Origin of the sequence: Mesorhizobium sp. L-8-3, from assembly GCF_016756615.1 — a bacterium.
Taxonomy (GTDB): domain Bacteria; phylum Pseudomonadota; class Alphaproteobacteria; order Rhizobiales; family Rhizobiaceae.
Genome location: NZ_AP023262.1, coordinates 6,296,612 through 6,309,997 on the forward strand (window position 1 = coordinate 6,296,612; position 13,386 = coordinate 6,309,997).

Genomic DNA, 13,386 nt, shown 5'->3' on the forward strand with positions numbered 1-13,386 from the left:
TTAGACGTTCTTCGCCCGTATGTGGCGGGCATCAGCGGCCCGTCGCCGCCGATCCGCGCAACTTTCTCCAGCCTATCGGCTCAGTTTCTGCTCACTTGCTCCCGATTTTGCCCTCGATTTCCTGATTTTGGACGCAGCCTTCCCCTCAGGCCGTGCCGGCCTTGACGAGAACGAGCGCCCGTTTGGCATTTATCGCGCAGGCGACAAGCTGCAGATGGCAGTGGTTGCGCGCCAGGCCGAGATAGCGAACCCGGGCCATGCCGTACCAGTTCTTCATCGTCGCGTTGGTCCGCTCGATGCCGGCCCGCACGCTGGCGGCGACCTTGTTCATCCACTTCTGCCAATTCGGCTGCTGCTTGCCCCGCTTGGCCTTGTAGGCAATCCGGTCCTTGATGCCTCGATCCGCCAGTTCGTCGCGCAGCGCCTGACTGTCATAGGCCTTGTCGGCGTAATAGGCCTCTTCGTCACCTTGAATGAGCACAGCGCCCATCTGGCTGTCATGCAGATCGGCCGAGCTCATCTCCGCCTGGCGTATCAGCCCGCTCTCCGCGTCGCCGGCGAGATGGGCCTTGTAGCCGAAATAGGTCTTGCCGTGCTTGTGCGTGAAGCCTGCATCCGGATCGCGCGCCGACACCTGGCCCTTCTCGTAGTCGGGCCTGGCCACCGCCGCCGAGATGATGGTGGCGTCAACCAGCGTGCCGCGCCTTACCAGAAGACCGCGCCCTTCCAACTGCCGGTTCAATTCGGCAAGCAGCTTATCTTGAAGCGCCAGTTCGACCAGCCTCTGGCGGAAGCGCCAGATCGACATGTGGTCCGGTGTCTTTTGATCGAGCGGAAACCCACAGAAGCGGCGGAACGACAGCCGGTCGGCCACCGCTTCTTCCGCCGCCGGATCGGACAGGCCGTACCATTGCTGCAAGAGCGCAATCTTGAACATTGCTATCGGCGGGTAGCCGGGCGCCCCCAGAGCATCGTTATGGATTTCCCGGAACAGCACCTCGAAAGCCGACCAATCGATCAACTTCTGCACTTCTTCCAGAAACTTGTTACCCCTGCTCACGTCACGCACCAATGCATCGGCGAGTGAAGGTTGCGCCAAGTTACGACGAGACATAGCCGAATCAATCCTAACTTTTCTCTATTGAATCATAGAGTTGGGACTTTTGAAAAGCGCTCAATTAATGGGAGACACGCTGAATGGACCACGCATCGCTCACAATTGCCCTCATCATATGCCGCCCGACGCGGTCGCGCTTCGCCGGTGCGACGCCATCGCGGCTTTCTTCGAAGAGCCCCGTTGTCTGGAGGTTGCCGCTGCCGCATCTGATTACCGCGTGAAGCTTCCAGAGGGCTATTCCTTCGTCTGCGCTCCGTCCGACACGCCCAATCTGCGATGGCCAGAATAGTGCCCTCGGAGGCCGTTTAAACGAAGAGGGAGCCTTAGCAGCTCCCTCTTTCTTTGGTGCGCCCATCATGGGTGCGGTTGCGATGATGCCCGGTGACAAGCGGCTGACGTTGCTCGCGCTGGAATACTTCGCCTAGCCGCCCGATCCTGGCCAATCGACCAGAGGCCCGCCGCTCACACCGGCGGGCTTTTCTATTTCGCGTCATCGTTGCAAGATGGTTCGTCAAACGGGGGAGTCGGGCAAATGAGCGATGCCGCATGGAGAAACATATTCTACGTCCTTTGCGTCGCCTTCTTAGGTTTGTTCGGATACTTTGTGCTTTATGGGAAAGACGGCCAGTTTTTCACACTTTTAGCCGCCCTTCTTTGCTTGGTCGCTTCTCGATTCAATGACGTGGTCAAATTCAAGCTTTCCGGCTCCGGTTTGGAAGGCGAGATGAGGGAGGTATTACAAGAGGCACGGGCCACCCTCTCCCAGTTGCATTTACTCGCCGAGGAACTTTCGAAGACGATCCTTTGGTCGATGCAGGCTCAAGGGCGTTTGGGCGGAACGAGTCTGGAAAATCAGAACGAAATGAGGAATAGAGTTATTGCAGCGCTTAAGAACCTAGGGGTTGCAAAGGAGAAAATATTGGACGTTGTTGCCGTCGAGTATCCTTATATAGACTTCGACTATTCACAGTATGTGACAAAGCCGCTCAATAGGAAACTGCAGGGCGAAGATCGCCAGAAGTGGATTGAGTTCTTTTCAGCGGATAAGCGGAAAGGAATTGGATATGAGCCGAAGCCGGACGAACTGGAGCAGTTCTTGAAATCCGCGAACCTACTCGACGCGGAGACAAAGGAGCGTTTGGAAGATTATCGATACTTCCTCAAGCATCGGGAGCACCGAAGGCCGGAACAGTGGGACAAGCGGCTTGAGCAAACTTGAATGAAGGAAAGGTGCGATGTGGCGGGCTTTGGGGATAGCAATCGCATTGGAAGCGAGCGCGGCAATCGCGCAACCAAATGATGGGCCAAAGCTTGACGACACCGGAACATATGCCGGGAACTACCTATGTGCGCCGTTAGCGTCAGGCGGAGTGCGGTGGGATGAAACCGCCAAAGAATGGCGCGGCGCGGCTTTCAAGGTGCCGTCCGATGGACAATTTGTGTTTGAGATCAAAGTTCTCGACAAGCGCAAGGAGTGGAAGGCATTTGGATTCGCTATGGTGGGGACGACCTACTTTGCGAACGTGCGGCCACTTGAAGGCAATGCCGTTGCTTGCTGGGGCGAGCGCGAAGGATACCAGCCCGCTGATCTGGTCGGCTACAACCACATTCTCATGTCACCGGACGGGGAGTTTCGATGCCGGACGTATGGCGGTCTCAACTACTACGACTTAAATCTCACCACTCGTCGGTATCAGCAAACCTATCATGCTGGTTTCATCGACGGCGAGGACGCGGGAGGAAACACGCCTTCCCTTGAGGTAGGGAAATGCACGCGGATGGATTGAACTGCGATGGGTTTAACGGATGATTATGTTCCCGGCAGACGAAAATCAGAAGCGGCTCGCCGATGAGTTCATGCTGGCCGCTCGCGACATGACTATCGGATTCCTTAAGATCACGCAGCATGCCGGCGATGACACATACGCGGGCTATGAAGAGGGAATCCCGGCCGGAACCGGAACACTCGCCAAAGTCGGTTCCATTCACGGCGTGCTAACCGCCGCGCACGTTCTGGATGAACTACCGAAGCATGGGAAAGTCGGCATTGTTAGGATAACAAACAGACCAGACCAGCCGCAAAAGCTAAAGATCGATATGGAACTGACCGACAGGTTGTTGATTGGGATAGCACCTTTCAACAAACAGTCCGGGCCGGACCTTGGCTTTCTCAAGCTTCATGGTGATGTAGTTGGTTGGCTAGGCGCAAAGGGCGGCAACTTCTTCAATCTTGAAAAGCGAGCCGAAATTATTCCTTCACGGCCCGAGTCACAGCCGTATTACGATGCACTCATTGGGATAGTCGCAGAAAGAACCCAAACGCTGCCGGATACCCTGAAAGACGCCACGTTGCTTGAAATACAGGCGCTCTTTGCCTCCGGCGTGGCGAGAGAGCGCAAAACCGATGGATTTGACTTGCTTGAGTTTGAAACCTTCCTGCCTCCTGAAAAGCAGCCAAACAGCTACCAAGGCACAAGCGGCGGCGGATTGTGGAGGCTGTATCTCGACCCGGATGAACAGCAAATACGTGACAGAGCGCTAATCGGTGTCGCCTTTTACGAGTCAAAGCTTGATGGCGGCATGACTCTGACGTGTCATGGACCAAAGTCGATCTATAGCGACATGATCGCGCGAATCCGTGCTCATTGGCCAAACTGAGGCTCGATATTCAATCCAGCCAAGGCGATTTCCGCAGGCCGGGTGCCACGGGGAACATCCACTTGGTTGTAACACTTAGCGATTTCTAATGTTTGCTAAGCGCTTGAAAACTAATGGAAAAATAGGCATGGCTGGGGCGCCAGGATTCGAACCTGGGAATGGCGGTACCAAAAACCGCTGCCTTACCACTTGGCGACGCCCCAACGACCGGTCATCCGACCGGCGCAGGCGTCTATACACACTGCATCCTGGCAAGACAATGACCTGCAAAAGAATGCGGTGGATTGAGCCACAGCAATCCAAGATTCACCGGGAGGCCGGTCAGGTCGTCTCTATGAAGGCGAACAGGATCTCGCGGGCCGCCTTGTGATCTCCATCCCTTACGGCGGCTTCGAGTCTGGCGAGTTCCTCGCGCAGATGCCAGCTCTCGCGCGGCTGCTTCTTGCCGTACATTATCTTGGGATGGACCGTCCGCTCGACATTTGCGGGATCGTAGAACAGTTCCTCGAAAAGCTTCTCGCCCGGTCGCGAGCCGACAACCCGGATCTCGATGTCGCCGCCCGGATTGTCGTCGTCCTTCACGGAAAGCCCGGCCAGCCTGATCATGTTCTCGGCCAGGTCACGGATGCGTACCGGCTCGCCCATGTCGAGCAGGAAGATCTCGCCCTGTTTCGATAGGCTCGCCGCCTGGATGATGAGCTCCGCCGCCTCGCTGGTGGCCATGAAGTAGCGGGTCATCTTCTCGTCGGTCAGGGTCAGCGGCCCGCCCTTCTCGATCTGTTCCTTGAACAGCGGCACGACCGAACCCTGCGAACCGATGACGTTTCCGAAACGTACGGAGCAGAAGCGGCCCCTGCCATTGCCCGTCTGGTCATGAGACGCGAAGCTGCGCACGATGATCTCGGCCCAGCGCTTGGTGGCGCCCATGACATTGGTGGGCCGCACGGCCTTGTCGGTCGAGATGAGTACGAAATACTCGACCTGGGCTTCGTGGGCGGCCCGCGCCACCACCCAGGTGCCGAGGACATTGTTGGCGATACCGCTGATCGGATTGATCTCGACCATCGGCACATGCTTGTAGGCGGCTGCGTGGAACACCGTGTCGATTGCATGGCTTTCGAAAAGCCGGCGTACCGCCGCTTCGTCGGTGACCGAACCCAGCACGGGCAGGGGCTTGCAACCCGGCTGCTCCCGCAGCGCACGTTCGATCTCGTACAAGGCGAATTCATCGACGTCGAACAGGATCAGCGCCTTGGGCCGCAGCGTGACGATCTGCTTGCAGAGTTCCGACCCGATCGAGCCGCCGGCACCTGTGACCAACACCGTCTTGCCGTTGATCGGGGCCTCTAGAATCGCCGGATCCGGCGGGACCATGGGCCTGCCGAGAAGATCGTCGATGCCGATGTCCCTGACCCTCGACACCAGATCCCCGCCGAAGCCGCTCGCCACGGACGGCAGGAAGCTGAGGCGGACCGGCGTCTTGGCAAGCGTTCGGAACATCGCCGCTTTCGACGCGCTCGCGACCTTGTCGGAGCAGACGATGATTTCCTGCACGTCGAGCGTCGCGATCAGCTTGATGATCCTGGCGGGATCATAGACGCGCAACCCGCCGACCTCGGCGCCGTGAAGCGGCGCATCGTCGTCCAGAAACCCCAGGAGAAGGTTGCGCGGATCATGTCTGAGGGCGGCCGAAAGCTGATGCCCCACGGGACCGACGCCGTAGATCAGTATCCGCTTCTGATTGACGACGTCTTCGACTGCCGCGCCGAGCAGGCGCTTAGCGAGAAACCGGCTGCCGGACAACAGCGCCGTACCGACGATGAAATAGATGATCGGCACAGTACGCGGCGCGCCTTGGATGCCGCGGAGCTCGGTCATATAGACCACTGCGAGCCATAGCGGAATCGAAAGCGCCAACGCCTTCATGATCGTCCAAAGCGTGGCTTCGGTGACGTAACGAACCACGACACGATAGAAGCCGAACTGATAGAGGATCGGAAGCGCGATGGCCGGGGCGGCGGCGATCAGTCCGACCTGCTTCGCGCTTGGCTGGAAGAACTCGCTCAGCCGGATCGAGTAGCTGAGCCAGAGCGCCAGAAACAGGACGAAAAAATCGAAGATGCCGAGCAGCACACGCTTTCGTGCCCGCGGCATCGAGATGAGCCAGGTGGAGGATGCGTTCAGCACGGTCGCCCTATCGTCACATGTGGCGGGTGGCTGGAACGGTCGCCGTGTTGCCCGGCCAGGAATGTTCGCGATCGTGCATGTTTCCCCTCGTCCGCGGTGCCACGGAGCGACGCGCGGTCCTTATCGCGCGAATGCCGGGGCAAATCAATGCGCGCGATCGGTGGCCGGCCCCAACAATCGACACACGCCCGGAGCGGTGGAATCGGTACTGCGGCTCAGTCGAATTACCTCGAAACCGGTCCGATGCTCCGGGTGATGCCTGTTTCCGCCTCAAGCCGCCTTGAGCACCGCGCGCACGGAATCGATGATGAAACCCTGCGTCTCGGCATCGAGATAGGCGTGCATCGGCAGACTGAAGACTTCCTTCGCAACGCTCTCGCTGACAGGCAGACTGCCGCCGACCGACGGGAAGCCCTTGTAGGCCGTCTGCATATGCAGGGGCTTCGGATAATAGATTGCAGTCGGCACGCCCTTGTCCTTCAACGCGGCCACGATCGCGTCGCGATCGCGACCCGGCGCGCGAAGCGTGTATTGCGCCCAGACCGAAACCGAGCCAGCGGGCACGGAAGGCGTGACCAGGACGTTGCCGAATCCTTCGTCGTAGGCGGCCGCGATCCGGTTGCGGGCTTCGATCTCATCGGGGAAGATAGCCAGCTTCTCGATCAGAATGCCGGCCTGCAGGCTGTCGAGCCGGCCGTTCATGCCGATGCGGACATTGTCGTAACGGTCTTCGCCTTTGCCGTGGAAGAGCAGCGACCGCAAGAGCTGCGCCATATCGTCGTCATTCGTGAACATCGCGCCGCCGTCGCCATAGGCGCCGAGCGGCTTGGCCGGAAAGAAGCTGGTGGTCGTCGCCATGCCGATCGTGCCGACCTTGCGCCCCTTGTAGGTGGCGCCGAAACTCTGTGCGGCGTCGCAAAGCAGCCAGAGGTCGTTCTCCGCGGCGACCGGCTCGAGCCGGTCATAGTCGGCAGGAAGGCCGAAGAGATCGACAGCGATGATGCCGGCCGGTTTCAGCCCAGCGTCTTTCGCCTCGCGGATCGCCGCCTTCAGGCTTTCCGGATCCATATTGTAGCTGTCCGGCTCGATGTCGACGAAGTAAGGAGTTGCGCCGAGCCAGGCGACGACTTCCGCCGTGGCGGCGAAGGTGAAGGAGGGACAGAACACCGCCTGTCCCTGGCCGACGTTCCTGGCCATCAGAACCAGGGCGAGCGCGTCGGTGCCGTTCGAGCAGCCGATGGCGTGGCGCGCGCCACAGAAAGAGGCCAGCCGGGTTTCGAATTCACCTACCTCCGGCCCGAGAATGTAGGCGCCATGGTCGAGCGTCCGCCGCATCGCGGCCTCCACACGATCGCGAATGCGAGCCTGCTGGGCGGCAAGGTCGATGAAAGGGATCGGAGTCTTCATGCCAATATGGTTCCCGATTTCGATCGGGCCACGGAACCGATGTGGCGGCTGCCATGGGCCGGGAGGTTCCCTAGACCGCGGTCAGGCTTTTTGCCAGCGGCCTGTCGGGCTTTTGCTGCGATCGCAATGACGATTTGTTGCGTCCGGAAAAGAACGCCTGGCGCGGCGGCGTCCCAAATGAAATCAGGCGCCGGGAGCGGCGCCTGTATTCCAATCGTCCTCGCTTTGCCGCCTCAGCCGCGGAAGCGCTCGACGAGGTTCCAGGCGGCCGGCACGATCGCCGCGGCGAGTGCGACCTTGACGAGGTCCGTCACGATGAACGGCCCGACGCCGAAGGCGATCGCCTTCTCCGCGCCGAACAGATAAGCAAGCCAGGCCGCGCCTAGTCCGAGAATAGCCACCTCGCCGACGAGCATCGCGGCGAAGAGCTTCACGGGATGACGGTCCAGCCCCCGGTCGGCGGCCCAGCCCGCGATCGTGGCCGCGACGACGAAACCGACCAGGTAGCCACCCGTCGGCCCCGCCATATAGGCGAGACCGGCACCGGTCGCGAAGACAGGCAAGCCGACCGCACCCTGGGCGAGATAGGTGAGCAGCGTCACGAAGGCGAGATCACGCCCATAGGCGGCGCCGATCAGGAACACGGCGAGGACCTGCAGCGTCATGGGAACCGGCCAGAAGGGAACGGTCACCTTCGCCGAGAGCGCGAGCAAGGCCGTGCCCGCGATCACCGCCACCGCTTGCGTTAGAAGGCGGCTTACCCCGTCCTGCGGGAACGCAAGGGAGATGAGCGGACGTGAGACTGCAGCGACGGCCATGAATAAACCCTTCCTGTGCGGGCCGGAACCTCCGGCGATCGGGTTTCGGTATATTGGCTTCCGTGCTAAGCGGCAAACGATTTTGCTGCGCAATACCGCACAACGGAGGAGCACGGCCGTGGCTCTGGAATTCGACATGACCTTCGACCCCGCTTATGGCCACGCCGTCCAGATAGCACCCAATGTGCTTCGGCTGACGGTCGAGAATCCGAGCCCATTCACCTTCCACGGCACCAACACCTATATCGTGGGCGAGCACGCCCTGGCCGTCATCGATCCGGGTCCGGAGGACGAGGCGCATCTTGCCGCCATATTGAGGGCGGCTGCCGGTCGGCCGATCAGCCATATCTTCGTCAGCCATACGCATCGCGATCACTCCCCCTTGACCATGCGCCTCAAGGAGCGCACGGGCGCGACGGTCTATGCGGAAGGACCGCATCGCCCCGCCCGGCCGCTGCGAATCGGCGAGCTCAATCCGCTCGATGCCAGCGCCGATACGAGCTTCCGCCCCGACGTTGCGCTGGCCGATCAGGCATTGGTGGAAGGCGACGGCTGGACGTTGCGGGCCATCCACACGCCCGGCCACGCGGCCAACCATGCAGTCTTCGCGCTCGAGGGCACGGGCCTCCTGTTCTCCGCGGATCACGTGATGGCCTGGTCCACTTCGATCGTGGCTCCGCCCGACGGCGCCATGGCGGATTATATGGCGTCGCTCGACAAGCTCCTGGAACGCGACGATCGATCGTTCCTGCCCGGCCACGGCGGGCCGGTCACCGCGCCGCAGGCTTTCATGCGCGGCCTGAAGGCGCACCGGAAGATGCGGGAAAGGGCGATCGTCGAGCGGCTGGCAGCGGGTGACCGCACCATCTCCGAAATGGTCAGCGCCATTTACCGGGACACCGACCCGCGGCTGCACGGAGCTGCGGGTCTGTCCGTGCTCGCCCAGCTCGAGGATCTCGTCGCGCGCGATGTCGTCGCCACGCCGGCAGCCGTCGCCATCGACGCGGAGTACCGGCTGAGATAGTCGCGCCAAGGCCGAAACAACTTCGATCGATTCCCGTAGGTCTCGCCGGCTCTCATAGCAAGGCGCCGGATGTTGACACATCCGGTCGGTGTGATGCTGACGCATCCACCCGCCCCCAATCGCTGGCGCGACCCCTCCGGGCCGCTTGGCTTTCGCACCAGTGGCGTTGCGCGGTGGCGTGCCGCAGCGTCGATCTCATCGACCGCTGGCGTCAGTTCTCCGGGGTCTCCGGCGCGGCTACGCCTGCCTGGAGCTCGACTTCCTTGTCCGTCTCGTCGAGAAACCCGGCGATCCGCCTGCTATTGTCGCCGAGGTCGTGCCGGCCGAACCGGGATGCCGATCGCATGTCGACATAGGTGGACCCGCCCTCGTCCGCGAGGCGGATCGCGACGTCGGACGCAAAACCCAGGATCGTCGTACGGGCGACGAACACGATCGTGACGGCGCCGGGATCGAACTCGCCAGGCCCATTCGACGAGTATCTGCCGATTTCCGTCCAGCCATGCGCGGCGGCAAGGCCCTCGACGATCGGCTCGACGCGGTCGATCGGCAGTTCGTAGCGCCGACCGGTGATCTCCGGGTAGTTTTCCTGCTGGATCGCCGCGGCGTCCGCGCCGATCGTCGGGACCGGAATCATCGTATCGGTTTGCAGCCCGGCCGCGGCCGCAAGCAGCGGCGGGTCGGAAAGATCGGTCGAGATGTCATTGAGCTGCGGATAGACGAATACGCGGTAACCCGACACGAGGAACGGCGTCAGCACGGCGAGGGCAATCAGGCCGCCCAACACAGCATTCGAGGCACCCCGCTCACCGAGCGCCCAGACACGGGAGAAACCCGTTGCCGCCAGCATGAGGGCTGCGACCGCCAGGGCGCCGACGATCCCGAGGATCCACAACAACGCGACGGTCTCGAGCAGGCTGTAGCGATGCGCCAGTCCAGCGACGACGAAAAGCACCGCATCGAACCACGCGAGTCGCCGCGACCAAGCCGCGGCTGACGACGCGCGCCGCTCAACCAGAACCGCCATGCCACTTCGCATCAAGACCATCGGGCGCGTTCTAACGCATCGGTCCGAGAATCGGAATCGATTTCGGTGGAATACGATGCGCCGGTCCGAAGGGATACAGCGGCCGTGCCCGCTCAAGCGGGCACGGCGAAGACGCTGCAGTTTCAGAAAGGACGGTTGTGCGACCGTATCAGGCAGTCGGCAAGCGATAGTCCTGGAACTGCTCGCGCAGCGTAGTCTTCTGGATCTTTCCGGTGGCCGTGTGGGGAATCTCGGCGACGAAGGCGACATCGTCAGGCATCCACCATTTGGCGATCTTGCCGTTCATGTAGCCGAGGATGTCGTCCTTCGACGGCTCCTTGCCAGCCTTGCGCACCACCACCAGCAGCGGCCGCTCGTCCCATTTGGGGTGGGCGACACCGATCACGGCAGCCTCGGCGACATCGGGATGGCCGACGGCGAGGTTCTCGATATCGATCGTCGAAATCCACTCCCCGCCCGACTTGATGACGTCCTTGGCCCGGTCGGTGATCTGCATGTAGCCGCTGGCATCGATATGGGCGACGTCGCCCGTGTCGAACCAACCCTCTTCGTCGAATTGCTCCTTGCCGGCCCCGCCGTAATAGGCCCTGGCCACTGCCGGACCCCGCACCTTCAATCGTCCGAAGGTCTTGCCGTCCCACGGCCGGTCGACATTGTTATCGTCCGTCACCTTCATCTCGACGCCGAACGGCGCATGCCCTTGCTTCTGCTGGACGTCCAGCCGGGCATTACCCTCCAATCCGTCATGAACCGGCTTCATCGTGCCGAGCGTGCCCAGCGGGCTCATCTCGGTCATGCCCCATGCATGGATCACCTCGACGCCGTAGTTGTCCTGGAACTTCTGGGTCATGGCGCGCGGACAGGCTGAACCGCCGATCACCACCTTCTTGAGATGAGGCAGCTTCTTACCCGTCTCCTCCAGATGCTGCAGCAGCATGAGCCAGACCGTCGGCACGGCGGCGGTAAAAGTCACCTTCTCGCTATCGAGAAGCTCGTTGATCGATGCCCCGTCCATCTTGCCGCCGGGCATGACGAGCTTGGCGCCGATCATCAGCGCGCTCTGGCCTAGTCCCCAGGCATTGGCGTGGAACATCGGAACGACAGGCAGCACCACGTCGCGCGAGGAAATGCCCATCGCATCGGGCATGCAGGCGATCATCGCGTGCAGCACGTTGGAACGGTGGCTGTAGAGCACTCCCTTGGGATCGCCGGTAGTTCCCGATGTGTAGCACATGCCTGCGGCGGTGTTCTCGTCGAAGCTCTTCCAGGCGAAATCGCCGTCGGCCTCGCCCAGCCACTCCTCGTAGGCGACGGCGTTCGGCAGCGAAGTCGCCGGCATATGCGCCTTGTCGGTGAGCACGATGACCTGCTTGAGCGACTTCACCCCGGCGGCGACCTTCTCGATCAGCGGCAGGAAGGTCAGGTCGACGAAAACGGCCCTGTCCTCCGCATGGTTCATGATCCATAGGATCTGTTCCGGAAAAAGGCGCGGATTGAGCGTATGATAGACCGCGCCGATGCCCATGATGCCATACCAGGCCTCGAGATGGCGCGCGGTGTTCCAGGCCAGCGTAGCGATGCGATCGCCGAGCCCGAAGCCATCGCGCTCGAGTCGCTGGGCGACTTTCAGCGACCGGCTGCGCAATTCGCCGTAATTCGTCCTGACGATCGGGCCTTCGATGGAGCGCGATATGATCTCGCGATCGCCATGCTGCAAAGCCGCATGGTCGATCAATTTGTGGCACAGCAGCGGCCATTCCTGCATCAAGCCGAGCATTGAATCCTCCCGAAATTACCTCGCGGATAATTGAGAGCGACACGCGCGCTTTGTCCAGAGGAATGACGCGGCTTCCCTTGGGGCATCGATGAAAGTCGGCAAAGGGGCCTCGTCACAATACCGCCATTCTCGCGCGAAATCCTTCCAGGTTGGTGGGGCTCAAAGAGTAAGAGGCGTAAACTAGCGAGAGGCTCCCCATGGACGCGACCAGCGAGGTCCGTCGGACCGCCGTCCCCGTGAAGCTGCCTGCGGTTGCGGCAGGAGTAAGCTTCGCGATCGAAATGCGCGAAAACATCCAGCCTGCGGCTGAAGACCCCGATCCCTCGACCCTGGGCGAACTTCTGTCCGAAATCGACCTGACACCGTCCCAATTCGAGGATGCGCTGCCCGACCTGCCGGACCTGGAGGATTTCGAGGAGTCCGTCCGCATGGCGCTCGCGGCCGTCGGCGGGGAGCTCCTGTTCCAGATGCGGCTGGAGAATGTCGACGATTGCCGGCACGTGGCCGCGGTGACGTTGGGCACAGGCGGCGATCGCCGGGTCGCCCTCGTCATTCTGCCGCCCGAGGGTGTCATGCGGATCGAACCGGTGGAGAGCAGCACCAACCCGCTTGCGGCGCTCGCTCGCTCCTACGCCGGCGTGCTCGACGCGTACCAGTCGGCGGCTTGACTCCAGCAAGGACCGCCGCCGCGACGTTCGAAGCGAAACAGAAGCTTCCCGCGCGGGATATAAAAGGCAGGGGTTGCGCCCACCTCGTTGCGTCAGGCATACAAAGAAGCGATTGGTGCCGTCCCGCGCCGGCAGGTCCATCACGGACGCAGAGGGACAACGTCGCTTCCTCAGGAGGGCCAGCAGATGAAGACGTCAGGGAATCCGTCACCTGGCTTCGCTCGCAACCCGGGCAAGTCGATCAGCGTCGCGCCCTACGAGGGCACGGTCACCGTTCGATCCGGGGATAGGATCATAGCCGATTCGGGACGCGCGAAGCTGCTCACGGAGGTGCCCTATCCGCCGGTCCTCTATGTTCCCTTCGGCGATATCGATTTCGGCGCCCTGGAGAAGACATCGACCTCGACCCACTGTCCCTACAAGGGCGATGCGAGCTACTGGAGCGTCAAGGGCGGCGCGAAGGATGCGATGTGGGCCTATGAGGCACCCTTCGACGAAATGGCGGAGATCAAGGATCATGGCGCGTTCTATCCCGACCGGGTGACGGTCGAGACGCGGTGAGCCGAAGCGTCACGATCAGCGCGGGACTGCGCCTTCAAAGCACCACAAGGCGTCTCGAGGTGATTCGTCGATCTCGAACCAAGGAAGACCACCCGTCATTCACAACAGAATCGAGAGGCAA

The 13,386-nt window shown here is 61.5% G+C and carries 12 protein-coding genes and 1 tRNA gene; 6 read left to right on the plus strand and 7 right to left on the minus strand.

Annotated elements, in window-relative coordinates; translation table 11 throughout:
- Positions 1-145: 145 nt before the first annotated feature.
- Entirely contained in the window at positions 146-1,114 is a 969-nt protein-coding gene (locus JN302_RS29220) for an IS5 family transposase (protein WP_202328731.1), read from the minus strand.
- A gap of 535 nt (positions 1,115-1,649) precedes the next feature.
- On the opposite strand from JN302_RS29220, the gene JN302_RS29225 reads away from it, so the two are divergent.
- Genes JN302_RS29225 through JN302_RS29235 form a run of 3 tightly spaced genes read left to right on the plus strand, consistent with a single transcriptional unit; the run spans position 1,650 to position 3,775 of the window.
- On the plus strand, positions 1,650-2,336 hold the full coding sequence (locus JN302_RS29225) for a hypothetical protein (RefSeq protein ID WP_202330038.1): 687 nt from the start codon (positions 1,650-1,652) through the stop codon (positions 2,334-2,336).
- A 16-nt stretch (positions 2,337-2,352) separates the two neighbouring features.
- Positions 2,353-2,904, plus strand: a complete 552-nt coding sequence (locus JN302_RS29230; protein ID WP_202330039.1) for a hypothetical protein — start codon at positions 2,353-2,355, stop codon at positions 2,902-2,904.
- A gap of 25 nt (positions 2,905-2,929) precedes the next feature.
- Positions 2,930-3,775: a hypothetical protein gene (locus tag JN302_RS29235; protein ID WP_202330040.1), complete on the plus strand. Its 846-nt coding sequence runs from the start codon at positions 2,930-2,932 to the stop codon at positions 3,773-3,775.
- A 128-nt stretch (positions 3,776-3,903) separates the two neighbouring features.
- Here JN302_RS29235 and JN302_RS29240 read toward each other — a convergent pair.
- The 4 genes from JN302_RS29240 to JN302_RS29255 all read right to left on the minus strand — a co-directional run bounded on the left by JN302_RS29240 (position 3,904) and on the right by JN302_RS29255 (position 8,187).
- A tRNA-Gln gene (locus tag JN302_RS29240) sits at positions 3,904-3,978 on the minus strand.
- Between the two features lie 118 nt (positions 3,979-4,096).
- Positions 4,097-5,962, minus strand: a complete 1,866-nt coding sequence (locus JN302_RS29245; protein WP_202307726.1) for a polysaccharide biosynthesis protein — start codon at positions 5,960-5,962, stop codon at positions 4,097-4,099.
- A gap of 270 nt (positions 5,963-6,232) precedes the next feature.
- A complete protein-coding gene (locus JN302_RS29250) occupies positions 6,233-7,369 on the minus strand; it encodes a DegT/DnrJ/EryC1/StrS family aminotransferase (RefSeq protein WP_202307727.1) in 1,137 nt (378 codons plus the stop codon).
- A 233-nt stretch (positions 7,370-7,602) separates the two neighbouring features.
- Positions 7,603-8,187: a biotin transporter BioY gene (locus JN302_RS29255; protein WP_202330041.1), complete on the minus strand. Its 585-nt coding sequence runs from the start codon at positions 8,185-8,187 to the stop codon at positions 7,603-7,605.
- 118 nt (positions 8,188-8,305) lie between these two features.
- On the opposite strand from JN302_RS29255, the gene JN302_RS29260 reads away from it, so the two are divergent.
- Positions 8,306-9,211 carry an MBL fold metallo-hydrolase gene (locus JN302_RS29260; protein WP_202330042.1) on the plus strand — a complete coding sequence of 302 codons (906 nt, stop codon included), beginning with the start codon at positions 8,306-8,308 and terminating at the stop codon, positions 9,209-9,211.
- A 211-nt stretch (positions 9,212-9,422) separates the two neighbouring features.
- Here JN302_RS29260 and JN302_RS29265 read toward each other — a convergent pair whose 3' ends face one another.
- Together JN302_RS29265 and JN302_RS29270 are read right to left on the minus strand one after the other, a co-directional pair.
- Entirely contained in the window at positions 9,423-10,238 is an 816-nt protein-coding gene (locus tag JN302_RS29265; RefSeq protein WP_202330043.1) for a DUF1499 domain-containing protein, read from the minus strand.
- A gap of 169 nt (positions 10,239-10,407) precedes the next feature.
- Positions 10,408-12,036 (minus strand): fatty-acid--CoA ligase, encoded by a 1,629-nt coding sequence (locus tag JN302_RS29270; RefSeq protein WP_202330044.1) that lies wholly within the window; start codon positions 12,034-12,036, stop codon positions 10,408-10,410.
- 197 nt (positions 12,037-12,233) lie between these two features.
- Here JN302_RS29270 and JN302_RS29275 point away from each other — a divergent pair, with 197 nt between their 5' ends.
- Positions 12,234-12,704: a hypothetical protein gene (locus JN302_RS29275; protein WP_202307735.1), complete on the plus strand. Its 471-nt coding sequence runs from the start codon at positions 12,234-12,236 to the stop codon at positions 12,702-12,704.
- Between the two features lie 186 nt (positions 12,705-12,890).
- The gene (locus tag JN302_RS29280; RefSeq protein ID WP_202307737.1) at positions 12,891-13,265 is read left to right on the plus strand and encodes a DUF427 domain-containing protein; all 375 of its coding nucleotides are present in this window, start codon (positions 12,891-12,893) and stop codon (positions 13,263-13,265) included.
- Positions 13,266-13,386: the final 121 nt, after the last annotated feature.

Excerpts from the sequence above, each read along its gene's own strand:
- JN302_RS29250 (WP_202307727.1), bottom strand. The coding sequence starts at position 7,369 with ATGAAGACTCCGATCCCTTTCATCGACCTTGCCGCCCAGCAGGCTCGC.
- JN302_RS29275 (WP_202307735.1), top strand. The coding sequence starts at position 12,234 with ATGGACGCGACCAGCGAGGTCCGTCGGACCGCCGTCCCCGTGAAGCTG.
- JN302_RS29235 (WP_202330040.1), top strand. The coding sequence starts at position 2,930 with ATGTTCCCGGCAGACGAAAATCAGAAGCGGCTCGCCGATGAGTTCATG.
- JN302_RS29265 (WP_202330043.1), bottom strand. The coding sequence starts at position 10,238 with ATGGCGGTTCTGGTTGAGCGGCGCGCGTCGTCAGCCGCGGCTTGGTCG.
- JN302_RS29225 (WP_202330038.1), top strand. The coding sequence starts at position 1,650 with ATGAGCGATGCCGCATGGAGAAACATATTCTACGTCCTTTGCGTCGCC.
- JN302_RS29270 (WP_202330044.1), bottom strand. The coding sequence starts at position 12,036 with ATGCTCGGCTTGATGCAGGAATGGCCGCTGCTGTGCCACAAATTGATC.
- JN302_RS29230 (WP_202330039.1), top strand. The coding sequence starts at position 2,353 with ATGTGGCGGGCTTTGGGGATAGCAATCGCATTGGAAGCGAGCGCGGCA.
- JN302_RS29220 (WP_202328731.1), bottom strand. The coding sequence starts at position 1,114 with ATGTCTCGTCGTAACTTGGCGCAACCTTCACTCGCCGATGCATTGGTG.
- JN302_RS29255 (WP_202330041.1), bottom strand. The coding sequence starts at position 8,187 with ATGGCCGTCGCTGCAGTCTCACGTCCGCTCATCTCCCTTGCGTTCCCG.
- JN302_RS29280 (WP_202307737.1), top strand. The coding sequence starts at position 12,891 with ATGAAGACGTCAGGGAATCCGTCACCTGGCTTCGCTCGCAACCCGGGC.